General features: G+C 46.6%; 22 protein-coding genes. 7 read left to right on the forward strand and 15 right to left on the reverse strand.

Annotated elements, in window-relative coordinates:
* Positions 1-10 precede the first annotated feature (10 nt).
* Together B5D50_RS16335 and B5D50_RS16340 are read right to left on the reverse strand one after the other, a co-directional pair.
* On the reverse strand, positions 11-196 hold the full coding sequence (locus B5D50_RS16335) for a type II toxin -antitoxin system TacA 1-like antitoxin (protein ID WP_159448660.1): 186 nt from the start codon (positions 194-196) through the stop codon (positions 11-13).
* A 306-nt stretch (positions 197-502) separates the two neighbouring features.
* Positions 503-1,654, reverse strand: coding sequence for a polysaccharide lyase (locus B5D50_RS16340; RefSeq protein ID WP_234975909.1), 1,152 nt, complete (start codon positions 1,652-1,654; stop codon positions 503-505).
* 246 nt (positions 1,655-1,900) lie between these two features.
* On the opposite strand from B5D50_RS16340, the gene mltA reads away from it, so the two are divergent.
* From mltA to B5D50_RS16365, 5 genes are all read left to right on the forward strand, one after another.
* Positions 1,901-3,076: a murein transglycosylase A gene (gene mltA / locus B5D50_RS16345; protein WP_078923729.1), complete on the forward strand. Its 1,176-nt coding sequence runs from the start codon at positions 1,901-1,903 to the stop codon at positions 3,074-3,076.
* 9 nt (positions 3,077-3,085) lie between these two features.
* Complete coding sequence (locus B5D50_RS16350; RefSeq protein WP_234975910.1) at positions 3,086-3,934, forward strand: methyltransferase domain-containing protein; 849 nt, start codon at positions 3,086-3,088, stop codon at positions 3,932-3,934.
* Positions 3,935-3,968: 34 nt separating this feature from the next.
* Positions 3,969-4,265, forward strand: coding sequence for a hypothetical protein (locus B5D50_RS16355; RefSeq protein ID WP_078923730.1), 297 nt, complete (start codon positions 3,969-3,971; stop codon positions 4,263-4,265).
* A 117-nt stretch (positions 4,266-4,382) separates the two neighbouring features.
* Positions 4,383-5,903, forward strand: a complete 1,521-nt coding sequence (gene exaC / locus B5D50_RS16360; protein WP_078923731.1) for an acetaldehyde dehydrogenase ExaC — start codon at positions 4,383-4,385, stop codon at positions 5,901-5,903.
* Between the two features lie 49 nt (positions 5,904-5,952).
* Complete coding sequence (locus tag B5D50_RS16365; RefSeq protein WP_078923732.1) at positions 5,953-6,960, forward strand: protein adenylyltransferase SelO family protein; 1,008 nt, start codon at positions 5,953-5,955, stop codon at positions 6,958-6,960.
* Here the strand turns inward: B5D50_RS16365 and B5D50_RS16370 are convergent.
* The 3 genes from B5D50_RS16370 to B5D50_RS16380 are packed head-to-tail and all read right to left on the reverse strand — an operon-like array spanning position 6,949 to position 9,675.
* Positions 6,949-8,124: a sigma-54-dependent transcriptional regulator family protein gene (locus B5D50_RS16370; RefSeq protein ID WP_078923733.1), complete on the reverse strand. Its 1,176-nt coding sequence runs from the start codon at positions 8,122-8,124 to the stop codon at positions 6,949-6,951. The genes B5D50_RS16365 and B5D50_RS16370 overlap by 12 nt on opposite strands.
* Positions 8,125-8,137: 13 nt before the next feature.
* Positions 8,138-9,016, reverse strand: a complete 879-nt coding sequence (ilvE, locus tag B5D50_RS16375; RefSeq protein WP_078923734.1) for a branched-chain-amino-acid transaminase — start codon at positions 9,014-9,016, stop codon at positions 8,138-8,140.
* Positions 9,017-9,036: 20 nt separating this feature from the next.
* Complete coding sequence (locus tag B5D50_RS16380) at positions 9,037-9,675, reverse strand: LysE family translocator (protein WP_078923735.1); 639 nt, start codon at positions 9,673-9,675, stop codon at positions 9,037-9,039.
* Positions 9,676-9,834: 159 nt separating this feature from the next.
* On the opposite strand from B5D50_RS16380, the gene B5D50_RS16385 reads away from it, so the two are divergent.
* Positions 9,835-11,256: an aminotransferase-like domain-containing protein gene (locus B5D50_RS16385; RefSeq protein ID WP_078923736.1), complete on the forward strand. Its 1,422-nt coding sequence runs from the start codon at positions 9,835-9,837 to the stop codon at positions 11,254-11,256.
* On the opposite strand, the gene B5D50_RS16390 is transcribed toward B5D50_RS16385, so the two are convergent.
* Positions 11,248-11,709 (reverse strand): methyltransferase family protein, encoded by a 462-nt coding sequence (locus tag B5D50_RS16390; RefSeq protein WP_234975911.1) that lies wholly within the window; start codon positions 11,707-11,709, stop codon positions 11,248-11,250. The genes B5D50_RS16385 and B5D50_RS16390 overlap by 9 nt on opposite strands.
* Positions 11,710-11,759: 50 nt before the next feature.
* Between B5D50_RS16390 and B5D50_RS16395 the strand changes: the two genes are divergently transcribed.
* Positions 11,760-12,392: a DsbA family protein gene (locus tag B5D50_RS16395; protein ID WP_078923738.1), complete on the forward strand. Its 633-nt coding sequence runs from the start codon at positions 11,760-11,762 to the stop codon at positions 12,390-12,392.
* Here B5D50_RS16395 and B5D50_RS16400 read toward each other — a convergent pair.
* The 9 genes from B5D50_RS16400 to leuE form a co-directional block, all read right to left on the reverse strand.
* Positions 12,370-13,020 carry a DUF4124 domain-containing protein gene (locus B5D50_RS16400; RefSeq protein ID WP_143594398.1) on the reverse strand — a complete coding sequence of 217 codons (651 nt, stop codon included), beginning with the start codon at positions 13,018-13,020 and terminating at the stop codon, positions 12,370-12,372. The genes B5D50_RS16395 and B5D50_RS16400 overlap by 23 nt on opposite strands.
* A 108-nt stretch (positions 13,021-13,128) precedes the next feature.
* Positions 13,129-14,712, reverse strand: a complete 1,584-nt coding sequence (locus tag B5D50_RS16405; protein ID WP_234975912.1) for a S1C family serine protease — start codon at positions 14,710-14,712, stop codon at positions 13,129-13,131.
* Between the two features lie 242 nt (positions 14,713-14,954).
* Positions 14,955-16,847, reverse strand: coding sequence for a propionyl-CoA synthetase (locus tag B5D50_RS16410; protein WP_078923740.1), 1,893 nt, complete (start codon positions 16,845-16,847; stop codon positions 14,955-14,957).
* A gap of 31 nt (positions 16,848-16,878) precedes the next feature.
* Positions 16,879-18,072, reverse strand: coding sequence for a 2-methylaconitate cis-trans isomerase PrpF (gene prpF, locus B5D50_RS16415; RefSeq protein WP_078923741.1), 1,194 nt, complete (start codon positions 18,070-18,072; stop codon positions 16,879-16,881).
* Positions 18,072-20,681 (reverse strand): Fe/S-dependent 2-methylisocitrate dehydratase AcnD, encoded by a 2,610-nt coding sequence (gene acnD, locus B5D50_RS16420; protein ID WP_078923742.1) that lies wholly within the window; start codon positions 20,679-20,681, stop codon positions 18,072-18,074. The genes prpF and acnD overlap by 1 nt, the downstream gene beginning before the upstream one ends.
* A gap of 81 nt (positions 20,682-20,762) precedes the next feature.
* Entirely contained in the window at positions 20,763-21,911 is a 1,149-nt protein-coding gene (prpC, locus tag B5D50_RS16425; RefSeq protein ID WP_078923743.1) for a bifunctional 2-methylcitrate synthase/citrate synthase, read from the reverse strand.
* Positions 21,912-21,924: 13 nt separating this feature from the next.
* Entirely contained in the window at positions 21,925-22,815 is an 891-nt protein-coding gene (gene prpB / locus B5D50_RS16430) for a methylisocitrate lyase (protein ID WP_200807119.1), read from the reverse strand.
* The gene (locus tag B5D50_RS16435; RefSeq protein ID WP_078923744.1) at positions 22,812-23,489 is read right to left on the reverse strand and encodes a GntR family transcriptional regulator; all 678 of its coding nucleotides are present in this window, start codon (positions 23,487-23,489) and stop codon (positions 22,812-22,814) included. Before B5D50_RS16435 ends, prpB begins: the two co-directional genes overlap by 4 nt.
* A gap of 407 nt (positions 23,490-23,896) precedes the next feature.
* Positions 23,897-24,574 (reverse strand): leucine efflux protein LeuE, encoded by a 678-nt coding sequence (gene leuE, locus B5D50_RS16440; protein ID WP_078923745.1) that lies wholly within the window; start codon positions 24,572-24,574, stop codon positions 23,897-23,899.
* Position 24,575 lies beyond the last annotated feature (1 nt).

Raw genomic sequence — 24,575 nt, forward strand, 5'->3', positions numbered from 1 at the left:
CCACAGGCATTTAGTCGGCTGCCTCTAGTTTGCTTTGATCGAGTAGCTGTGGGTGCTGTTGAGAAATATGCTGCTTTAACGCATTAATCACAAAGCTTGTGACGGTTCTAGATTCAAGGTTTGCAGCTTCTTGTAGCAAGTTTTTTAAACTTTCTTCAATTCTAATGTTTAAACGAACTTCTTTATCAGAATCCATTTTGTTATCCCAATGTATTGGCATTACTATCCTATGGGTCTAATATTAACCCATTGGGATAACATTGACAACCCAAAAACAAGTCTTTTGATCTTTGTGACCCAGTATCGACGCAAGGTGTTCACCCAATCTATTCTGGATGAGATGCGTTTAGTCTTTGTCGGCAATATATTGAGCAACAAGACACACCGCATTAATCGGCTATCGCCGATCTGCCTTGTATCCCCGTACTGAAGTACGGGGTTTTACGGCGCGGAGGATAAACCAGCCCAGCTGACTCATCCTTGGCTGGTTTATGCTGAAGCACTAAAGGGGTTGGAGCGAAATCATAAAATCATCCAAATAAATCACATTATCATAATTTGGTGCCCATTCAGGGCCACTACCCCCATAAAACACCGAGAATAAAAAACGCTCAATTTTCAGATTATCTCCGCTTTGAAAACGCAAATCACTTCTGGCTAAGACTGGTTTACCATCTAACCAAGTTTTGATGATCCCATCCCGTTTACCCGGTGAGTTTAGCTTTACATAGGTTTTAATCTGCTGCCATTTACCTTTTTGAATTTCAACCCCCTTCCACTCCAGAAAATCGCCGAAATGGCTGGGCTGATCCATGTGATAAACATACTGGCCTAGTTTACCGTGTCGATCCCACATCACGCGCACACTCCAGCCATCATGTCCAGTGGGTTTACCTCCACCCGTGCGCGCATTTTCATTGCCAATCCCGGGCAGCTTGCCACCCAAAACGGGATCAAAACCCTCAGGAAATTTCACCCAATAGGTATAATATAAACTATCGAATTTCTCGCCGAGTTGTGGTTTCCAGTTAATACAGCTTTGCTCCGTATCACAACCGGATAACCCCTTTAAAAGCTTAACTCTTAAGGTTTTATCTTTCCCTGTTCGTGATTCTTTCCCATTCACAATCGCCAGATTTTTTAAACCCATCCCCCATTGTGGACAATTCCAATCCCGAAAATAATCTTTTTGTCCGTACCCCCCTAAGTCATTCTCATCAAAGCTCACCCGCATCGCTTGCCCACGGCTTAAAGGGGTTGTGCCATCACAATAAGCATTCGCATGAAACGGGCGATAAGCCAGATTCTCCCCCGGTTTACTCGGTGCACGGTCAGGTAAGCCCAGTGCTTTGAAATAAGCCCAAACCGGATGATCAGCGGGGGGTTTACTCGCACCATTGTATAAAACGAGGACTTTATCCCAACGCTTATCATGCGGATTCCATTGCAATTTCGCGGCTAATTCATAAGGCTGAGCTTTATTCAGCATCGGAATTAAGCGTACTTCACCAGGGGTTGCATCCTGTTGAGTCGCTTGGGTGGTTTGGGTATGGGTAGCCTGAGGCATTTTTGCACTGGGTTTAGGGTCTGTTTGTGCTAAAGCCAGCTGACTCGCTAACGCTAAACTAAAGGCAGTCATAAGAATTTTTTTCATCAATCGCAAGCCCGAATCTCAATCCATGAATGATTGGGCCGCACAACGTCAGTGCCATACTACGTTGGAAAAGCCCACCAACTTGGTTGCCTACTGTATACATAAGTATTCATAGCTGCAAACACTCCAAGCATAAACCCTAGGAGCTGCCTAAAATCTGAACGCCACACCTGAATTAAACGCCCGTAAATTGTAGAAACTGCGATTTTTTTTAATAATGCAGGCTTAATCAACTAGGATGCTGCTATGCTCAAGCTTCGCCAAGCTCGGAAATTAGGGTTCATACTCGCTTGCGCCTTGGCTTTAACAGCCTGCCAAGATCAAGACCCCGTACCCAAACCAGCCACACCTACCGGCCCGATCATCAGTGAAGCACTTACTTGGGCAGAAGTTCCGGGCTGGAATTTAGATCAAGCTCAAGAAGCATGGCCTGCTTTACTCAGTAATTGTGGTGCTATGGCTAAAAAAGAAGAGAGCTGGGCGGCTATTTGCCAAGCAGCTTACAGTCATCCTGTGACTGACTCTGCCAGTGCACGGGCTTTTTTTGAGCAATTTTTTACCCCTTATCAATTATTTGGTGAAAACCTTAAACCCGAAGGCTTGCTAACGGGCTATTATGAGCCACTCTTACAAGGTAGCTTCGAACCCAGTGACCGCTTTCAATATCCGATTTATCGCCCACCCCAAGATATGCTGACCATTGAATTAGCTGGGCTATTTCCAGAATTAAAAGATAAACGAGTACGTGGGCGGTTAGTCGAAGGTAATCGAGTGATTGCCTATTATGACCGGGCTACCATTGATGGCCCAACTCAACCGTTAGCAGGGCAAGAAATCGTTTGGGTTGACAATAAAGAAGATTTATTTTTCCTGCATATTCAAGGCTCAGGACGAGTGCAATTACCGGATGGCAAAGTCATCGGGGTAGCTTATGCCAATCAAAATGGCCTACCTTATGTTGCGATTGGCAAACGCTTACAAGAATGGGGTAAATTACAAGCGGGCACGATTAATATGTTTTCAATTAAGCAATGGATTCGCGAGCATCCTGATGAAGCGGATAAACTCCTCAATGAAAATCCCAGTTATGTATTTTTTAGTTTGCGTGACAACCTTGATCAAGGGCCAGTTGGTTCTTTAGGCGTACCCTTAACAGCTGGACGCAGCTTAGCTGTGGATCGGAAAATGATTAGTTTAGGCAGTCTGATGTGGGTAGATACCACTTATCCTGATACTCAACAACCTTTGCAGCGCTTAATGTTTGCGCAGGATACCGGGGGAGCAATTAAAGGCGAATTACGCGGTGATTTTTTCTTCGGTACGGGTCAGCAAGCAGAAACTTGGGCAGGCCATATGAAACAAAAAATGCGGCTTTACATCCTCAAACCGAAACCTCTCGCCCCTACCCCCACGCCTAAGTGATTAACTTTCATGATTCATTCTACTGCTATTGCTGCTTTAATCGACTGTCGCCCCGAGGCTGACTATGTGTTAGGCCATCACCAAGGCGCCTGTTCCTTACCTGCGTCTGCTTTATTTGCACGTCTCCATGAATTGCCAAAACGCTCACAAACTTTACAACTCTGTGGCCAAACAGATGATTTAGCCATCGCCCGAGCCTTTTTATTAGAGCGTGGCTATCAATTACTCGAGGATCTTGTGTGGTCTGACCCACTTGCTGAGCAACTTAAGCAAGCAGGCCGATTAGAAACAGGACCACAATCACGCCAATGGTGGCAAGCAGCGCCTTTAGTGCAGGTTTTTGTACAGGAATTGATGTCTCGCTATCGGATTCAAGCCAGTCAGGGCTTAGATTTAGGCTGTGGCGCGGGGCGAGATTTAATTTACTTAGCCCAAAAGGGTTGGGAAATGACGGGCGTAGATTGGTCAGCAGACTCCTTGACACGAGTACAGCAATTAGCTCGAAGTCAAGGCCTAAACATAAGAACGCTCCAGCGGGACTTAGAAACCCAAGCAAATCCCTTACCAGAATTCGCGGCGGCAAGCTTTGGCTTAATTTGTGTCGCCCGTTACCTGCATCGTCCCCTCTTTCCTTTGCTGCGCAATTTATTAAAACCGGGTGGCTTGATTATCTACCAGACTTTTATGCAAGGCTGTGAAAACACAAGAGTGGGTCGACCACGCAATCCCAAATTTTTATTAGCCCCACATGAATTAGCTGAACAATTTCAAGGCTTTGAGCTATTATTAGATGAAATCGAAGTATTAGACGATGGGCGGCCAGTGAGCGCCTTTATTGCTCGTAAACCGGTGGTGTAAACTAAACTGACTGTTGGCCTGCGAGGGAAAAGCCATGAGCCTAGCTCACGCGCAAGGCTTGCGAGATGCCTTGCTTAAATTACGTGATACTTATTCGCCACCGACCGCTGATGAGGTACAATTATTTAATAGTACCTTTAGCACTAGTCCTGACGAAGATCGTCAACAGCCCAAACCGCTGCACTTATGGGCTGATTTACCTGTGCCTCTACCTGATTTTAAACCCAAACCTATTCCGTTGGTAAATTCGGCGGTAAGTACTCAGCAGACGCTAAACAAACGCAAGTCATCCCTTGATTATCCTGCTGAACCCGTCGAAACACGTTGGTAAAAGGTAGGTTATCAGCCTACCTTCTTCCTACCCTCTTTGTTCTAGCCTAAGGCTTAACAGGCGCGAGACTCGCCTGATGAGTCTTATATTCAAATTGCAAAGAGGAGTGCTAGGAATATGCAATACGCAAATCCCAATACCGACGGCGCAGTCGTCAATTTCAAATCACAATACGAAAATTATATCGGTGGCCAATGGGTTGCTCCGGTTAAAGGTGAATATTTTGATAATATTTCACCCGTCAATGGTAAAGCCTTCACCAAAATCCCACGCTCGAGCGCCGAAGACATCGAGTTAGCTTTAGATGCTGCTCATGCTGCAAAAGATGCTTGGGGTAAAACTTCAGTCACTGCACGCTCTAATATCCTGCTGAAAATTGCGGATCGGGTAGAAGCCCATCTAGAACAGTTAGCCGTTGCCGAAACTTGGGACAATGGCAAGGCCGTGCGTGAAACCCTAAATGCGGATATTCCCTTAGTCGCGGATCATTTCCGTTATTTCGCAGGTTGCATTCGAGCGCAAGAAGGCACGATGGGTGAAATTGATCACAATACGGTTTCTTATCAATTCCATGAACCTTTAGGTGTTGTTGGCCAAATTATTCCGTGGAACTTCCCCTTGTTAATGGCTGCATGGAAGCTTGCTCCCGCGTTAGCTGCAGGCAACTGTGTGGTATTGAAGCCCGCTGAGCAAACTCCAGCCTCTATTTTATTATTTGCTGAGCTGATTGGTGATTTATTGCCAGCAGGGGTACTGAATATTGTAAATGGCTTTGGTACTGAAGCAGGTAAAGCGTTGGCAACCAATAAGCGGATTGCCAAAATCGCCTTTACCGGCTCAACACCGGTTGGCTCGCTGATTATGAAATATGCAGCCGATAATATTATTCCTTCAACGGTAGAGTTAGGTGGCAAATCACCAAATATTTACTTCGCTGATGTGCTTGATCAAGAGGACGCCTTCGTTAGTAAAGCAGTTGAAGGGGCGGTGTTAGCCTTCTTTAACCAAGGCGAAGTCTGTACCTGCCCTTCGCGTTTATTGGTACAAGAGTCGATTTATGAAAAATTCATCGGCATGGTGGCGGAACGTGCCGCTCAGATCAAACGTGGCAATCCTTTAGATACTGAAGTCATGGTGGGTGCACAAGCCTCGCAAGAGCAATTTGAGAAAATCCTCAGCTATATCGACATTGGCAAACAGGAAGGCGCACAAGTCCTGTTGGGCGGTGGGGTTGAAGAATTAACCGGCGATTATAAAGAAGGCTTCTATGTGAAACCTACTTTATTAAAAGGTACTAATAATATGCGGGTTTTCCAAGAGGAAATCTTTGGCCCGGTCGTGTCTGTCGCTACTTTCAAAGATGAAGCCGAAGCGTTAGCGATTGCTAATGATACTGAATTTGGCTTAGGCGCTGGGGTTTGGACTCGGGATATGAATCTGTCTTATCGCATGGGTCGTGGTATTCAAGCAGGGCGCGTCTGGACTAATTGCTATCATTTATATCCCGCTCATGCGGCTTTTGGTGGCTACAAAAAATCAGGGGTCGGGCGTGAAACCCACAAAATGATGCTCGATCATTACCAACAAACTAAAAACTTGTTAGTCAGCTACGACATCAATCCTCTAGGTTTCTTCTAAGTCTTCTCCTCGTGTTCGAGAATTACACCAGACTGTAATTCTCGATTTTATGCAGAAGTCTTGGTCTGACCTTGTATTTTCTAACCGCTTCTACTCGTTAGGAGCGGATTTTTTTACCCCGACGATTCCACAAGGTTTAATTGAGCCTTATTTTGTGCGGACTAATTTAACCTTAGCGACCCAGCTTGGTTTAGATCCTTGCATGTTCACCCATGCTGACTGCCTACCCGTCTGTAGCGGCAACCGACTACTTGATGGTATGCAACCCCTAGCACAGGCCTATGCAGGGCATCAATTAGGTAAATTCAATCCATTTTTAGGGGATGGCCGCAGCATCCTGTTAGGCGGCATTGAAACCGTAGACGGGTATTTAGAATGGCAACTCAAAGGTGCTGGCAAAACAGCTTATGCCCGCCATGCAGATGGCTTAGTCGGTTTAAGTGAAGGCCTACAAGAATATGAAATCAGCGAGCAATTAGCGGCTTGGGGGATTCCCACTGTCCGTTGTTTAGCTTTGACTGCAGGCAGTCGTCAGGTGTACCGGCAAGGTTTTCAAGCGGCGGCTATCTTAACGCGCTTAGCACCGAGCTTTATTCGCTTTGGACATTTTGAGTTGTATTATTTCGAGCGTAAATATTCAGAACTTCAGCAATTAACCGATTTCGTCATCCAACAGTATTACCCAGACTGTCTTGCGAGTACTCAAGCTTATGCGGCTTTTTTCCAAGCTGTGGTGGAGCGCACTGCCAAACTGATTGCGCAATGGCAAAATGTCGGTTTTGTACATGGGATGATGAATACTGATAATCAGTCGATTCTAGGACTCACCCTTGATTTAGGTGAAAGTTGCTTCAATCCTGAGCGTAAGCCCGATTGTGTGAGTAGCGCCGCTGATGAGCAAGGTCGCTATGCTTTTGCTGAGCAGCCTATGATCGGATTATGGAATTGCAATATTTTAGCACGGGCTTTATCCCCGCTCATAGAGGCGAAAGCCTTGAAGGTTGCTCTGCAAAGGTATGAGCCTACCTATTTAGCCGCTCTGCGCTCACCAACTTAGCCTAGGGTTCGCTAGCAGTTCCACCAGCCGCTCTCGGACTAAATGACTACCTGACGGATTAGAGCAAATTTGATCCACTAACACACTCGGTTCGGTGCAAGTATCTAAAACCTGATCCATAACCACATTAATACAATGACGCCATTCATTTAAGGCAGGCGAATCTGATGAAGACATAAGCGGACCACGATACAAGGCTAAAGCCTCATTGGTTTTTTGCTCACGCAAGGCCTGCCAAATTTGAATAAAATCCGCCCAAACTGGAATCAACAACCGATAGGGACGTGAACCAATTTTTCCATCCAAAATACGGCGTAAATGAGAAATTTCAGCTTTTAAAGTAGCCGTTGAGGCCACAGCATCGCGGTATAAGGCCGCATGAAAGGCCTCTAAACTTAACCCTTGCGGATTTAATAGTAATAGGCAGAGCATTTCTAAATAGCGCTGGGGTAAAACCAGTGGCTGACCACGAAACAGAACTCGAGGTTGGCCTAAAGCATAGACCTCGAGTTCGGCTCGCGGTAACTGATGGGGTAAACAGCGGGCAATCGAACGCGCTAATTCTGTCACTGCCGCTTGACCTAAGGGTGTATGCCGCTTCCAAGTCGTAGAGAGATCTAAAATACCGACACATTCACCCGATTGGGGATGAATAATCGGTGCTGCATAACACACCCAATCATGCACAAAAGGCTGATAATGCTCTGAAGAAAATACTGTCACCGCTGATTTAAGACTTAAGGATAAACCGACCGCATTCGTCCCTACCGAGCGCTCATCCCAACGCCCGCCTGCGGTGAAATTAACAGCCTCCGCACGCGCTTGCATGTGCCGACTAGCGCTCGTCCACAGTAACCGCCCTGAAGCATCGGCAATCGCTGCGACTAACTCCCCCTCTCTAGCCAGTTGAATGATTTGCTCTTGCTCACGTTCAGCCGCTTGACGGATTACAGATTCCTTCCAAAGTTTGGAGGTCAGATAAGCATCATCAGCAGGGGCTTGGCCTTGTTGAATAGCTACCGTTACACTACGTTGCCATGACCCCTGAATATCACTACGGATGCTATCCATGTTAAAATCATGATTACCCGCAATCCATTGAATCCACTCCGCCTCAATCATTTTGCGCCGTTTGACTAAGCTTGAGCGTAAAATTTGCTGCATACCACCTCCCTAATTAAGGGCTAAGGCTAGTCGTTTCTTGATGCACTAAGTCAGCAAAGGCAACCGCCAAGCGTTGATACGCCTCACCGGGGCAAGTTTGGATTTTGCGTCCATCAATTTCCCGCACCGGAATTAACCGCGCCCCCGTACCTGTAAAAAAGCATTCATCTGCAGAATATAGATCATAAGCAGTCAAGACGGTTTCACGAGTTTTTATCCCTAACTGAGCCGCTAACTCTAACACCGTCGCTCGGGTTATTCCGGCTAAAGCCCCTTCTGTGGGTGCCGGCGTGAGTAGTTCACCGTCGCGCATAATGAAAATATTTTCCGCTGTCCCCTCTGCCACACAACCACGATCATTTAATAAAATCCCCTCTTCCACACCTGCGAAATTCGCTTCCATCCGTGCGAAGATAGAGGTCAGATAATTCAAACTTTTAATGCGCGGATCTAAGCGGTCGGGTTGCGAACGGCGAGTCGCGGTAATAATCGCTCGAATCCCTTTAGCACGTTCTGCATCACTGACCATTTGTAATTGATCAGCAATCACAATCACCCCCGGTTCTTTGCAAGTGGCTGGATTAATTCCTAAAACACCGACCCCACGGGTAGCAATAATGCGCAAATAGCCATCTTGTAACTCAGAAGCTTCAATCACGGCATAGACAGCTTGAATAAATACCTCTTCATGCGGAATTTGCAGTTGTAAGGCAGCAGCCGAGCGTTGTAAACGTTTTAAGTGCAGCGGCAAACGGAAAGCACGTTTATTGTAAAACCGCACACCTTCAAAAATCCCATCGCCATATAAAAAGCCGTGATCAAACACAGAAACACTTGCCTGCTCAGCAGGAACTAACTGACCATTTACCCAACAACGCGCATGCTCAAACATGATTTCTTTTACTCCAAAATTTATACACCAACGATCATCCAAACCGTAGCAGCCGTTAACAAGCCCATTAGAATATTAAATTGACGCTTGCGCCGTGCACTCGATAAAAACTGTTGGATGACGACACCAAAGCCCGCCCAAATGGAGACTGAGGGTACATTGACCAAGAAAAATACCAGCATTAATATCAAACCCGACAACCAATACTGTTCACCCGCTAAAGTAAAACTACTGACCGCACCCAAGGCCATCATCCAAGCCTTAGGATTCACAAACTGAAAGGCAGCAGCTTGCCACCAACGCAGCGGCTGAGCAGTTCTTACGGGCTGATCACTCGCTGCATTTTCAGCCGGGGTATTAGCTGGGGCTTCTGTAACCGGTGCACTGGCAATTTTCCACGCTAACCATAATAAATACAGCACACCCACTAATTTTAAGGCGGTTTGTGCGGCAGGCAAGCGGGTAAAGATTTCACCTAAACCTGTTAAGCAAACCAATAAGAGCAAAATCATACCGCAACCAATGCCCAGCATGTGGGGAATTGTACGCTTAAAACCAAAATTTGCCCCAGACGCTAACAGCATTAAATTATTCGGCCCTGGAGTAGCAGAAGTGACAAAAGCAAAGCTAAACATCGCGGCTATTAACTGAAAATCCATTACCTTAGTCTCATTTTTTGTAGTGGACTTAGCATAAAGGGTGCTAAGCTAGCGATACAGATTTAGAAAAAATCTATTTAAGCAGTACAGTTTCTTAATTTTAAAAACTGTACTGCTTAATCTTCATCAAGCTGTACTGCTGAAGGATGTCGACTCATCATGACTCTGCTTTATCACGAAATCGCGCATCGGATTCATCAGTCGATTGAAACGGGTGTTTACCTTCCCGGTGAACGTCTACCCGGTGTGCGGCTGCTCAGTCAACAATTTGGAGTCAGTATTTCCACTATCGTTCAAGCCCAACGCCAGCTGGAAAATGAAGGCAGTTTACAAGCGCGACCGCGTTCGGGTTATTACATTTGTGAGCAACCGTGGAATAAACCTGCCCTCCCCTCTGCTTCAAGCCCACCTCAACGCCCGATGCCAGTCAGTGGTCAGGAGCTATCCTTACATTTAGCCCGCGTCGTTAATCAGGAGGACTTCATTCAACTCGGTGCTGCTGTTCCGCATACCAGTTTTTTACCCATGCGTGCTTTGCAGCGCAGTTTAAATAAAGTCGTGCGTTTGTATGATAACCGAGCGGCAAACTATGCTTTTCCACCGGGCTTGCCCAGTTTACAACAGCAAATTGCACGGCGCATGTTAGCCAGTGGTGATCGGCTTCAGCCTGAGGCGATTTTAATTACCAATGGTGGGCATGAAGCCTTAACCCTCGCTCTAAGAACCGTGGCCGAGGCTGGGGATATTATTGCTATCGAATCACCTACCTTCTATGGTCTGTTGCAGGTGATTGACTCTCTGGGAATGAAAGCTTTAGAAATCCCGACTGATCCACAAACAGGCCTGAGTTTGCCAGCTCTAGAATTAGCTTTAGAACAATGGCCGATTAAAGCGTGTGTCTTGATACCCAATTTTCATAATCCCTTAGGTTGCTTATTAAGCGATGCTCATAAAGCTGCCTTAGTCAAACTCAGCCATCGTTACCAAGTCACTTTAATTGAAGACGATATTTATGCCGATCTCGCTTATAACGGCGAACGCCCCCGTTCCCTGCATAGTTTTGATCAACATCAACGAGTTATTTATTGCTCATCTTTCTCCAAAACGATCGCCCAAGGTCTACGTTTAGGCTGGATGCTACTCCCCCCTGAGCATTTAGAACGTGCCACTTATTTTAAGTATGTGACTAATCTAGCCGCGCCTACTTTATCGCAATTAGCCGTGGCAGATTATTTAGAACACGGTGGGCATGAGCGCTATTTGCGCCAAATACAAACTCACTATGCACAACAAGTCAGCTTGTTCGCACGTACTTTGCATAAGCATTTACCGGAAGGTACGCGGATTTCTCAACCCAAAGGAGGCTTTGTACTTTGGGTGGAACTCCCCACCGGGATGGATACCTTGGCACTCACGCATCGGATGATTGAACATAAGGTCAGCATCGCCCCCGGAGTTTTATTTTCCGCCAGCTCAAAATATACCAACTGTATTCGCATCAATTGCGCACAACCTTGGTCAGCGGCAGTAGAAAAAGCCTTAATTAGCTTAGGACATGAGTGTTTACGTTTATCACCATAACCAACGTGGCACAGACTGTCGATAGCGCTGATAACGGTCACCAAACTTTTCACTGAGTACGGCTTCCTCTGGGAAAATTTGCTGGTGATTAATCACCCAAACAAATAATGGCAATACCAACAGCGGACTTAAACTACCCAAATAAATTCCCCAGCCGAATAACATCAGGAGCATACCGACATACATCGGATTACGGGTGTAACGATATAAACCCTCAGTGACTAAGCTTGAGCTACGCTGCGGTTGCATCGGATTGGGGGTGGTACGTGCACGGAAAAATAAGCCTAATGACCACAGATCAGCCAAGCCTGCGATTAGAATCACAACCAGACCTAGACGATTCCACGGGCTACTTAACCCAACCCAAAGCGGTAAATAAGCATCTAGCAGCCACATGCCAAATCCAGCAACTAGGGCATAAATAGGCGGTGGAATACGAGTTTGCAACATCATGTGATCCTTGTGATAAGCTTAGCCTTCAATCTAAAACTTTTTTCCTATTGATGCAAAATTCAAACTATTCAACTAAAACCGCCACGCTTTACTACATTTACGATCCGATGTGCAGCTGGTGTTATGCTTTTCGACCGATCTGGCGCGAAGTACAACAACAACTGCCTAGGCAGCTCCAAGTAACTACCGTCTTAGGTGGCTTAGCACCCGACACTGAAGAGCCGATGCCACTCGCCATGCAGCATAAGGTGCGGGCAAATTGGCAACAAATCATCCAAACTGTTCCTGCTACGATTTTTAATTTTGATTTTTGGACTCAATGCCAACCCCGGCGCTCGACCTACCCAGCCTGCCGTGCCGTGTTAGCTGCTGAAGCTCAGCAGCTGAATGCAGGTAGCAAGATGCTTGAGGCAATTCAAAACGCCTATTATCAACAAGCACGCAATCCTTCTGAGACTAGCACTTTGCTGGCTTTGGCTACAGAACTAGCTTTAGACTCAGCACGTTTTGCCTGCGACTTGCAATCACCCGAGATTCAGAATCAACTCGAACAAAACCTAGACTTAGCCGATCAATTAGGCGTCAGTAGCTTCCCCAGTTTGATCCTGCACAACCAGCAAGGTCTAAACCGCATTCAACACTCCTACTTAGACGCAAAAGCTATTTTAAACCAGCTTGGCTAGCTTCTTTGGTTTGTTGCTTATCAAGCAGCTCTAAGAAACGTGCTCGTTGCTTTTGAAATGCCAAGTCAGCTGTTTTTTCCTCGGCTAAGCTTTGCTGAATAGCCATCTCATAATCGCTTACGCTGTTTAGTTTGGTATCAATGAAACCTTGTACCCGCTTTTGCTCAGCACCTTGAGCCTTAGCTAAGGCTGCTTTTAGCTCAATGACCTCATGATTGAGCTTATCGCGTAAGACTTCCATTTGTTCACGGCTGTCTTTAAGCATTTTCATCCGTGTCAGATGTGCCTCATCTAACTGCTTAACATCGGAAAAGGTCGCTAGTAGCTCCTTATCCTCTTGCTGCTGGCGTTCTTTCAATTTCTGGTGCTTGCTTTCTAGATCTTGAATCCAATCATCTTCAGCGGCTTGCTCGCTGGTTTTCGCCGCCGGTACTTTCTTAATGGTCATACCTAAAGTATTTAACTCTGCATGCCCACCTTGTGAATAATTGGGGGGTACACTATCAGCATAATGCACCTTACCATTGCTATCGACCCAACGGTATAAACCACCTGCAGTTACTTGGCTACCTAAACAGCCTAGCGACAGCACTAAGCTGAGGAATAGAGCGCTGTTTATCTTTGTCATGACAATGCTCAACACATTAATTTTAATTGATAATTGATTTATTTTATAATCAATAATCAAGAATTATAAGCAGAGTTAGATAGCGCACCGTGACAAAGCGATAAACGGCTAAAGTTTGGCTTTAACCAGTTCAGCCTCCAAATCATCTAAATCGGGTGACTGAATACTTTCCATATTATAGCGTTTAAGCAGCTCAACTTGCTCAGCCTCAGCCGCCTGACGATTAATCACCACTTGATAACCATCTATATCCTCTAAAGTAATAAAGGGGGTTCTCACTTGTTTCAATAACTTATAAAACTCACGAAAATCGTTGAAAGTTTGCCCATTAATACTTTGAATACGCATCGCCAAATCATGATAACCGACATTACTACTCGAGGCTAAAACCTTGACAATACTCACATTTTCGGTTTTATCTTTGAATTCATTTTTGTCATAGTCTTTACGCTTTTGACAAGCCTCGGAGAGTTCAGTTGGCGTAAACACATAACCCCCATAAATAAAATAACGGGGTTTTTTATCATGCGTATATACAGAAGTGACCGCTCTATCTAAAGGCAGCTGCACGGCTAAGGCTTTGCCATCCCGAATAATATCCAGATGCAAAGTATCATTCAGTTGATGCTGGTCAACACGATAATTAAAATCAATGTATTTACTCGGCTGAAATAAGACCGTGCCATTATTTTCAATCGGTTCATTGTCGACTTTGGTGATAATATCGCCAGTTTTTAAGTATTGCTCAGAGGTAGTCCCCGCACAAACTTTAGTAACCAATACCCCTGTTTGCTCTTTGGATAAATTATGCTTACTCCGTAAAGCTGGGTTGACTAATTGCTGAGTCACCACCGCAAACTCAGGAAAGCCATCATAACGACCATCCTCTAAGTCTTTTAAGAAATGGTTGATGATCGAAGGAGGAATCATATAGCCAATGTTCTCTTCGCCATTCGCCGCCACTTGCATAGCCACACCAACGACCTTTTTCCCTGCTAAAGCAGGACCGCCACTATTGCCCGGATTAATCGCTGCATCAATTTGAATCGCTTGCGACGCTAAGCCACTGTGGGCATATTCCAAATACTCAATCCGTGAGACGATGCCTTTGGTCACACTTAAAGTATCACCCCCGGTTGGGAAACCATAGACACTGATTTCCTGATGCACCCGTGGTAACTCACCAATCTCTAAAAACTTGCCTTTTTTAAAAAAGCTCTCTTCTTTAACTTTCAATAAAGCCAGATCAGCTTCATGAGAAATAGCCAGTACCTCAGCCTCATAACGATCTGGTTTACCATCTCGCTGTAACTCAATGAAAGTACTACTTTCCACGACATGGGCATTGGTCAAAATACGATTACCTTGAATCACAAAGCCCGTACCAATCATCGACTCACTGTCTGAATTCCACGGGGCAAGGGTGGAGTTTTTTTCAGCCGTAGTATAGATCTTCACGATGGACTGAGCCATTTCATCGGCCTCAGTATTGCTTAAATCAATGGGAGCCTGCTTAAGGGGCGCACCCGATTCATCCACTTCATTATCCGTGGTCTTAGTCGAATCAAGCGGGCTAGCTTCGGTCATGGTTTTATCTTCAGCCGCTAGACTAGGCACAGCTAAGCCCAATAAAAGACTAATAACAAGGCTCAAGCCGATAGCCGGAACGCCACACTGAGGGAACACTTTCATTCAAATCGCACCAAAAACCGCAATGGCGACGATTATGCCCGAAAAATCCACCTAGCTGTATGAAAATGACTAAAACCGCAAGATCTTAACCAATATTTAATAAAAGTCTGTTGGTGGTTTTCAGCCAGACTAGTTGAGAAAATTGATTGAAGATTGAACAATTTAATAGCAAGGGCGTACTCCACTCCCCTGCTAATTTTCCGGCTAACTTTCTTGCTAAGTTCTTTGGTCGACCAGCCTTGTTAAGACCGAATTACACCACGCTCTCTTAACAGAGCCTCAATCTCTGGCATGATACCCGGATCGTCAATAGTCGATGGCACAACATAATTCTCACCATTGATCATCTGACGCATGTTTTTCCGTAAGATTTTTCCAGAGCGGGTTTTAGGTAAGCGTTTGACAATATAGGTATCTTTATAGCAAGCAATCGCACCGATACTATTGCGAATCATCGTGACTAGCTCTTTAGATAAACTGGCTTCGTCGATTTCGACACCCGACTTCAACACCACTAAGCCAATGGGAATTTGCCCTTTAAGATCATCATCGCGTCCAACGACAGCACATTCGGCGACTACGGTATGACTACCGATGATTTCTTCCATTTCCCCAGTAGACAGACGATGGCCTGCGACATTAATCACATCATCGACCCGTCCCATCACGAAAACATAACCGTCTTGATCAATATAACCACCATCACCGGAGGCATAATAGCCTTCAAACGTCGATAAATAACTTTCTTTAAACTTATCGACATTCCCCCACACGGTCGCCAAACAAGCCGGAGGTAAAGGTAATTTAAGTGCGATATAACCTTGCTCGCCATTTTTGAGCTGCTGGCCTGCTTCGTCCAGAATTTGCACATTAAAGCCCGGTGTCGGCATGGTGGAAGACCCAAGCTTAATCGGCATCGGCTCAATCCCCTGCAGATTAGCGGTGATCCCCCATCCGGTTTCAGTTTGCCACCAGTGATCAATCACCGGCTTGCCACTTTTTTCCATCAGCCATTCTTGGCTCGGTGGATCAAGACGCTCGCCTGCCGAGAAGATGGTTTGCAGTTTGCTTAGATCATACTTTTTGAAGAACTCACCGTGAGCATCTTCTTTCTTAATAGCACGGAAGGCTGTAGGGGCAGTAAACAGAGCCTTCACACCATACTCGTCACAAACCCGCCAGAACGCACCTGCATCAGGGGTCATAATGGGTTTGCCTTCATACACAACCGTGGTACAACCGCGAATCAAAGGTGCATAGACAATATAAGAATGCCCGACCACCCAACCCACATCCGAGGCAGCCCAGAAGACATCACCGATACCCACATTATAAATGGCTTGCATACTGTAATTCAGGGCAACAGCATGTCCACCATTTTCCCGCACTACACCTTTTGGCTTGCCGGTCGTACCGGAGGTATACAGAATATACAGTGGATCAGTCCCTTTAACGGGAACACAAGCTGCTGGCTCAGCTTGTGCAACTTGTTGCGCCCAATCATAATCACGCCCCTCTATTAAGGGTGAACTCGCTTGTGGACGTTGGAAAATAACGCAGGCCTGTGGCTTGTGTGAAGATAATTCAATCGCTTTATCTAACAGGGGTTTGTATTCAATCACCCGACTGATTTCGATTCCACAAGAAGCTGATAGAATCACTTTAGGCTGAGCATCCTCTAAGCGTACCGCTAATTCAGGTGGTGCAAACCCCCCGAATACCACCGAGTGCACCGCCCCTAGGCGAGCAGTCGCTAACATCCCCACCACAGCCTCCACCATCATCGGCATATAGATCACCACACGGTCACCCTTGCCCACACCTAAGTCTCTGAGCATACCAGCAGTTTTAGCGACTTGGTTTAGCAGTTCAGCATAAGTGACTTGAGCTTTGGTGTTGCTAACCGGAGAGTCATAAATAATCGCAACTTGCTCACCACGACCTTGCTCGACATGATAATCTAAGGCCATATACGCGGTATTTAACTCACCATCCGCAAACCAACGATAAATACCGTGCTCATCTTTGGATAAAATCGTCTCAGGGAATGTATACCACTGCAGTGCTTCAGCTTTCTCTTTCCAGAAGCCCTCAGGGTCATTCATCGAACGTTCGTATTCTGCTTTATAACTCACGTTAATCTCCTCCTATCCTATCGGAAAAATCCTAAAACGTGTCACCCGGAATGCGCACCCAACCTTCCATTAAAATCCGTGCGCTACGACTCATCATGGCTTTGGTGACTGTCCATTCGCCGTTGATTTGTTTGGCTTGTGCTCCTACCCGTAAAGTACCGGAAGGGTGCCCAAAACGAACTGCACTACGCTCACCGCCCCCAGCTACTAAATTGACTAAACTACCGGGGACGGCAGCGGCAGTACCAATCGCCACCGCCGCTGTCCCCATCATTGCATGATGTAATTTGCCCATTGAAAGTGCGCGTACCAATAAATCCACCTCATCCGCAGTGACGGTTTTACCACTGGAGGAGAGATAGTCTTTAGGCTGAGCGATAAAGGCAATTTTCGGCGTATGTTGACGCTTAGCCGCTTCCTCGATGGTTTTAATCAGCCCCATTTTGAGCGCACCATAAGCACGAATCGTTTCAAAACGCTTAAGGGCCGCAGGGTCACTATTAATCGCCTCTTGCAATTCAGTACCGGTATAACCCAGTTCTTCAGCATTGATAAAAATGGTCGGAATCCCTGCATTAATCATCGTGGCTTTAAATCGGCCCACCCCCGGTACTTCTAAGTCATCGACTAAATTTCCGGTTGGGAACATCGAACCACCCGCCCCATCTTCGCCTTCATCCGCCGGATCGAGAAATTCAAGCTGCACTTCCGCTGCAGGGAAAGTCACCCCATCTAGCTCAAAATCACCCGTTTCTTGCACTGCTCCCTGACTTATCGGGATGTGCGCAATAATGGTTTTATTGATGTTAGCCTGCCAAATGCGCACGGTGCAGTGACCATTTTCAGGGATACGACTTGGATCGACTAGCCCTGCATAGATGGCAAACGAACCCACCGCAGCCGATAAATTACCGCAATTACCACTCCAATCCACGAAAGCGCTCTCAATTGACACCTGACCGAATAGATAATCGACATCGTGATCGGGCTGACTGCTTTTAGCGAGAATCACCGTTTTACTCGTACTCGACGTCGCGCCCCCCATGCCATCAATTTGCTTGCCATAAGGATCAGGGCTACCAATGACGCGCAACAGCATTTTATCCCGAGCTGCACCAGGGACTTGAGCCGCTATGGGCAGGTCATTAAGACTAAAAAATACGCCTTTACTAGTACCCCCACGCATATAAGTCGCGGGGATTTTAATTTGTGGGACTTGAGACATTAGGCCGCTGCTCCTTCGAGAAAGTCCTGCGCAAAGCGTTGTAATACGCCGCCCGCTTGATAGACACGTACTTCTGCTGCTGTATCTAAACGGCAAGTCACCGGAATACGCACGGTTTCACCATTGCGACGGTGCATCACCACGGTCAACGTGGCACGTGGCGCGAGTTCACCTTCAACATCATAGGATTCTGTACCGTCGATGGCATAAGTTTTGCGAGTCTCACCCGCTTTAAACTCTAAGGGTAAAACCCCCATCCCAACCAGATTGGTCCGGTGGATACGCTCAAAACCTTCAGCTACAATTGCCTCGACCCCGGCTAAGCGCACACCTTTAGCGGCCCAGTCACGACTCGAGCCTTGCCCATAATCCGCGCCCGCGATAATAATCAGCGGTTGTTTACGCTGCATATAGGTTTCAATCGCTTCCCACATCCGCATCACTTGGCCTTCTGGCTCAACCCGTGCTAATGAACCTTTCTTCACCTGCCCCTCCACCACCGCCATTTCATTCACTAATTGTGGATTAGCGAAAGTGGCGCGCTGTGCGGTCAAATGATCACCACGATGGGTAGCATAAGAGTTGAAATCTTCTTCCGGCAAACCCATTTTTGCTAAATATTCACCTGCAGCACTATTGGGCAAAATAGCATTCGAAGGTGATAAATGATCCGTGGTGATATTGTCCGGCAAGACGGCTAACGGGCGCATGCCTTGCAAACTACGTTCGCCAGCCAAGGCACCTTCCCAATACGGTGGGCGGCGAATATAGGTCGACTGTGGACGCCAGTCATATAAAGGACTCGCCGCCGCCTCAACCTTACCTAAGTCAAACATCGGAATATAAACTTGTTTGAATTGCTCAGGCTTCACACTAGCCGCCACAATGGCATCAATTTCCTCATCGGACGGCCAAATATCTTTCAGTTTAATTGGCTGGCCTTGATGATCCGTACCCAGAGCATCCTGCTCAATGTCTAAGCGTACTGTTCCGGCAATAGCATAGGCCACCACTAAAGGCGGCGAAGCTAAGAAAGCTTGCTTGGCATAAGGATGAATCCGCCCATCAAAATTACGATTACCCGATAGCACCGCTGTCGCATACAAGTCACGATCAATAATTTCTTGCTGGATTTTGGGGTCTAAAGCGCCTGACATGCCATTACAGGTGGTGCACGCAAAGGCAACAATGCCAAAGCCTAATTGCTCTAACTCCGTGAGCAAACCCGCTTCTTTTAGATATAACTCAGCCACTTTCGAACCGGGGGCAAAAGAAGATTTCACCCAAGGTTGACGCACCAAACCCAATTGATTAGCTTTTTTCGCTAATAAACCCGCAGCCACCACATTGCGTGGATTCGAGGTATTCGTACAAGAAGTAATAGCAGCAATAATCACCGCACCATCTGGCATTAAACCTTGGGCGGCATCGGCTTTACCCGCTGCCAATTTAGCTTCATCGGCAATCCCGCGCTCTTGCAAAGCAGCCGTAGGTAAACGTTTATGGGGATTAGACGGACCGGCCATATTACGCACCACCGTCGATAGATCAAACGTTAAGACTCGTGGATAGTGCGCTGTTTTCAGTGCCTCAGCCCATAAGCCAGTGGTCTTAGCATAGTGTTCAACTAAGCTGACTTGCTCTGGATCGCGGCCGGTGAGTTTCAAATAATCAATGGTTTGCCCATCAATATAAAACATCGCCGCCGTTGCCCCATATTCTGGACACATATTGGAAATCGTAGCGCGGTCACCGATGGAGAGGCTATCTGCACCCTCACCAAAGAATTCAACATAAGCGCCCACCACCCGTTCTTTACGTAAGAACTCGGTTAGAGCCAGCACCATATCCGTCGCAGTAATACCTGCTTGACGTTGGCCAGTCAGTTTCACACCGACTATATCTGGCAAGCGCATCATCGAAGGATGACCCAACATCACCGTTTCGGCTTCTAAGCCCCCGACGCCAATTGCAATCACCCCTAAAGCATCAACATGCGGAGTATGTGAATCCGTCCCCACGCAGGTATCAGGAAAAGCGACACCCTCGCGTACTTGAATCACCGGTGACATTTTCTCCAAATTGATTTGGTGCATAATGCCATTGCCAGCAGGGATCACATCGACATTTTTAAACGCTGTTTTTGTCCACTCAATAAAATGAAACCGATCTTCATTGCGACGATCTTCCACTTCACGATTTTTACGGAAGGCTTCGGGATCAAAGCCAGCGTATTCAACCGCTAATGAGTGATCAACAATTAATTGCGTAGGAACGACCGGATTAACCTTAGACGGATCGCCACCTTGTTCGGCAATCGCATCACGTAAGCCTGCCAAATCAACTAAAGCGGTTTGCCCCAAAATATCATGGCAAACTACCCGCGCAGGATACCAAGGAAAATCGAGATCTTGTTTGCCTTCGATTAACTGTTCTAAGGACGCGGTTAACACGGCTGGCTCACAACGGCGTACCAATTGCTCAGCTAAAACCCGCGAAGTATAAGGTAAGCTGTCATAACTGCCGGGCTTCAGCGCTTCGACCGCTGCCCGAGCATCAAAGTAAGCTAATTTAGTACCGGGTAAGTTTTTACGATATTCAGTATTCATCACTTATTCAATTCTGTAGTAGGTTGACCCCCTCCCAAGCTCCCATTTTTGATTAGAGGAGGATTAGGGAGGCGTTCTGAATTAAGCTCGCTCAGCCAAGGGGACAAACTGCACATTTTCAGGGCCGGTATAATTCGCACTTGGGCGAATGATCTTGCCATCTTCGCGCTGCTCAATCACATGCGCGCCCCAACCTGTTGTCCGTGCAATCACAAACAGCGGTGTGAACATATCCGTGGGTACACCCATTTGGTTGTAAGAAACCGCCGAGAACCAATCAAGGTTCGGGAACATATTTTTGACTTCTTTCATCACGGTTTCTAAGCGATCGGCGACTTTGTACATGGTCAGATCACCATTTTCGTCAGAGAGTTGCTTAGCCACGCGCTTGATCACTTCATTGCGTGGGTCAGCAATGGTGTAGACCGGATGGCCAAAGCCGATAATCACTTCTTTATTAGCCACCCGCTCGCGAATATCTTTTTCAGCCTGATCTGGTGTGAAATAACGACTTTGAATACGGAAAGCGACTTCATTCGCGCCCCCGTGCTTGGGGCCACGTAAAGCACCAATCGCCCCAGTGATACAGGAATAAACATCGGAGTTCGTCCCCGCGATAACCCGTGCCGTGAAGGTAGAGGCATTGAACTCATGCTCAGCGTATAAAATCAATGAAGTATGCATAGCACGTATCCATGAGGCTCTAGGCCGCTTGCCATGCAATAAATGCAAGAAATGCCCCCCCACGGAGTCTTCATCGCTTTCGACATCAATCCGTTTACCATTGACCGCAAAATGATACCAATACAGCAGCATAGAGCCAAAGCTTGCCACTAAGCGATCCAACATTAAGCGCGTTTCAGCGACAGGATGCTCTTCTTTCTCAGGCAAACAAGTTCCTAATACCGAACAACCTGTACGCATAACATCCATAGGATGTGCTGAAGGTGGTAAAGCTTCCATCGCCTGCTTAACGGCAAGTGGCAACCCACGGAAGGATTTTAGTTTAGCTTTATAGGCTTTTAATTGGGCAGGATTGGGTAAAACGCCATGAATCAGTAAATGCGCAATCTCTTCAAACTCTGCTTGCTCTGCAAAATCTAGAATGTCATAACCGCGATAATGCAAGTCATTACCGGTGCGCCCAACCGTACAAATGGCTGTATTGCCCGCAGCAATGCCTGATAAAGCGACTGATTTTTTGGTTTTAGGTAGTACTTGCTCAAACATCTCAGTTGACTCCTTACTCTGCGCCCTGCTTGGCGAATAATGCATCGAGCTTTTGCTCATAGGCGTGATAACCAATGGTGTCATACAGCTGCATGCGAGTTTGCATGGTATCGAGCACTTGTTTTTGAGTACCGTCTTGTAAAAGGTGGGTGTAGACATTTTCGGCAGCCTTGCACATCGCACGGAAAGCCGATAAGGGATACAGCACTAACTTGACACCCACACTAGCCAACTCGGTGGTGGTATAAAGCGGGGTCGCCCCGAATTCAGTGATATTCGCTAATACCGGCACGCGCACTGCTTGAGTGAACTCAGCATACTGCTCGAGCTGATTCATCGCTTCAGGGAAAATCATGTCCGCACCTGCTTCCACACAAGCCATCGCACGATCAATCGCTGATTGCATACCTTCAACCGCTAAAGCATCCGTCCGCGCCATAATCACAAAGCTGGCATCGGTGCGCGCATCTACAGCTGCTTTGACGCGATCCACCATTTCTTCGAGGCTGACAATCGCTTTATTCGGGCGATGACCACAGCGCTTTTGCATGACTTGATCTTCAATATGAAAACCAGCTGCACCTGCTTGAGCGACTTCGCGAGTGGCACGGGCAATATTGAAAGCGCCCCCCCAGCCAGTATCAATGTCAACTAATAAAGGTGCACTAGTGACGGCCGTAATCCGTTTAATGTCTTCAACGACATCATGCAGCGTAGTAATCCCTAAGTCTGGAATCCCCAAGGATGAGGCGGCGACTCCACCGCCAGATAAATACAATGCTTTATGCCCTACTTTTTCTGCAATGATGGCACTATTGGCGCTTACAGCCCCGACCACTTGTAAAGGATGATGCTCTTCGACAGCACGGCGAAATTTTTGGCCGGGGGTCAATGGCTCAGTCATGGGTTATTCTCCATAATTTGGCTAATACTTTTCCATGCTCCGCTGATATGGCGACGCATGAGTAATTCAGCAAGATCTCCGTCGCGTTCTGCAATCGCTTCGGCGATCTGACGATGTTGTTGCAAAGCAGGTCGAGTCCGTTTGGCTAAGTGACTGGTGCGATAACGGCACATTCTTAGCAATTGGTAGAGTTCACCTGCGAGCAAATCAATCAGCATCTGATTACGGCTACCCAAAGCGATCTGAAAATGGAAATCAAAATCCCCTTCACTTTGAAAATAAGCCAAACCATCCGCTGCATTAATAGCTTCTTCATGTTGGTCTAGCAGCATGAATAAAGTATCTATTTCTTCTTGGCTCATAGCCTGAGCCGCCATCCGACAAGCCATCCCTTCTAGGGCTTCTCGCACCCGATAAAGATCAGCCAACATCGGCCTATCTAAAGTCACAACCCGCGCTCCAGCATGTGGAATTCGCGTTACTAGCCGCATCCCTTCTAATTGGCGAATAGCTTCGCGCAAAGGGCCACGGCTAATCCCAAAGCGAGTGGCTAAATCGGCCTCACTTAACTTTTGCCCCTGTGCTAACTCCCCCGTCACAATGGCTTGAGTCAGTCGGCTAGAGGCTCGATCTGATAAAGTTCTTTCTGCTTCTAAATCTAACTGTGCTGACATGATTGCTCCATATTGTTGACAATCAGTCCGACAAATATACCATTTATCTCAATAAATGAAAGATTATTCAGTTGATTGTTAACAAAAAATCTGTGCACTGCAATATTTTTTTAAAAAAATGAAGGGAGTTAACAACCAGTAATCAGCGTTTATGCAAATCCGCACACAGAGACAATAGACTAAAAAACAATCACCTAGCAGACCCAAGTCGGCACAGGTTAGTTAGCATTTGAAGAAAAATAGGAAGAAAGCAGGAAGCTAAAAACTGCGGATAACAATCGAGGAAAGCACTGAACAGCACAAGCTATCAACAGTGCTAGATCTGACACCCCACCTTGTGCTCTCAATACAATGAATGCATTGATGGTAATGCTCAAAGATGATAATGCTCAAAAATCCCCTAACCCCTAGGCTAGTGCAGAAGTACTCGCAAGCTTAGCTGCAAAACCCAAAAAGGCGACACCGGTTCCGCCCGTCGATACAGCGCTTAACCGTTTGCGTTGGCGAAAAGAGGCTGCTAAATAATTGCCGCCATAGATCAAAGTGGCTAAATACAAGGCACTAAAAAACTGCAAAGTCACCGCTAGAATCAAGAACGATAAAGCAGGTTGCGGAAACTTGGGATCAACAAACTGCACAAAAAAAGACAAGAAAAACAAAATCGCCTTGGGATTCAGTAAGCTAATCAATAACGCTTTAGCGAAGGGTGAAGCTTGCTTAGCCAATTTAGGTTCAGCAACTGGCTGCTCAATGACGGTTTGTAGCTGTTCGTTTTTCGGCCAAGTTTTGATGGCAGCTAGGATCAAGCGTACCCCCAAATAAATCAAATACGCAGCCCCTGCATATTGGACAATATGAAAAATGAACGGATAAGTTTGGAGCAATGTGACCGCACCCGCCGCACTCGCTAGCATTAAAACCGCATCCCCGACAAAAATCCCTAAGGCCGCCTGCCAACCCGCACGCACCCCTTGTTGAGCCGCTAAGGCCAATACATATAAAGAATTAGGGCCGGGCAGCAACACAATCATAATGACGCCCAATACATAAGTTAAATAACTATTGACACCGAACTGTTCCATCATC

This window comes from Thiothrix eikelboomii (assembly GCF_900167255.1).
Lineage (GTDB): Bacteria > Pseudomonadota > Gammaproteobacteria > Thiotrichales > Thiotrichaceae > Thiolinea > Thiolinea eikelboomii.

Coding starts and splice junctions, on each gene's coding strand:
- exaC (WP_078923731.1), top strand. CDS start 4,383: ATGCAATACGCAAATCCCAATACCGACGGCGCAGTCGTCAATTTCAAA.
- B5D50_RS16385 (WP_078923736.1), top strand. CDS start 9,835: ATGACTCTGCTTTATCACGAAATCGCGCATCGGATTCATCAGTCGATT.
- B5D50_RS16340 (WP_234975909.1), bottom strand. CDS start 1,654: ATGAAAAAAATTCTTATGACTGCCTTTAGTTTAGCGTTAGCGAGTCAG.
- prpC (WP_078923743.1), bottom strand. CDS start 21,911: ATGTTTGAGCAAGTACTACCTAAAACCAAAAAATCAGTCGCTTTATCA.
- acnD (WP_078923742.1), bottom strand. CDS start 20,681: ATGAATACTGAATATCGTAAAAACTTACCCGGTACTAAATTAGCTTAC.
- B5D50_RS16395 (WP_078923738.1), top strand. CDS start 11,760: ATGCAAAATTCAAACTATTCAACTAAAACCGCCACGCTTTACTACATT.
- B5D50_RS16365 (WP_078923732.1), top strand. CDS start 5,953: ATGCAGAAGTCTTGGTCTGACCTTGTATTTTCTAACCGCTTCTACTCG.
- leuE (WP_078923745.1), bottom strand. CDS start 24,574: ATGATGGAACAGTTCGGTGTCAATAGTTATTTAACTTATGTATTGGGC.
- B5D50_RS16400 (WP_143594398.1), bottom strand. CDS start 13,020: ATGACAAAGATAAACAGCGCTCTATTCCTCAGCTTAGTGCTGTCGCTA.
- B5D50_RS16380 (WP_078923735.1), bottom strand. CDS start 9,675: ATGGATTTTCAGTTAATAGCCGCGATGTTTAGCTTTGCTTTTGTCACT.
- B5D50_RS16335 (WP_159448660.1), bottom strand. CDS start 196: ATGGATTCTGATAAAGAAGTTCGTTTAAACATTAGAATTGAAGAAAGT.
- B5D50_RS16370 (WP_078923733.1), bottom strand. CDS start 8,124: ATGCAGCAAATTTTACGCTCAAGCTTAGTCAAACGGCGCAAAATGATT.
- B5D50_RS16355 (WP_078923730.1), top strand. CDS start 3,969: ATGAGCCTAGCTCACGCGCAAGGCTTGCGAGATGCCTTGCTTAAATTA.
- B5D50_RS16405 (WP_234975912.1), bottom strand. CDS start 14,712: ATGAAAGTGTTCCCTCAGTGTGGCGTTCCGGCTATCGGCTTGAGCCTT.
- B5D50_RS16350 (WP_234975910.1), top strand. CDS start 3,086: ATGATTCATTCTACTGCTATTGCTGCTTTAATCGACTGTCGCCCCGAG.
- prpB (WP_200807119.1), bottom strand. CDS start 22,815: ATGACTGAGCCATTGACCCCCGGCCAAAAATTTCGCCGTGCTGTCGAA.
- ilvE (WP_078923734.1), bottom strand. CDS start 9,016: ATGTTTGAGCATGCGCGTTGTTGGGTAAATGGTCAGTTAGTTCCTGCT.
- prpF (WP_078923741.1), bottom strand. CDS start 18,072: ATGTCTCAAGTCCCACAAATTAAAATCCCCGCGACTTATATGCGTGGG.
- B5D50_RS16435 (WP_078923744.1), bottom strand. CDS start 23,489: ATGTCAGCACAGTTAGATTTAGAAGCAGAAAGAACTTTATCAGATCGA.
- B5D50_RS16390 (WP_234975911.1), bottom strand. CDS start 11,709: ATGATGTTGCAAACTCGTATTCCACCGCCTATTTATGCCCTAGTTGCT.
- mltA (WP_078923729.1), top strand. CDS start 1,901: ATGCTCAAGCTTCGCCAAGCTCGGAAATTAGGGTTCATACTCGCTTGC.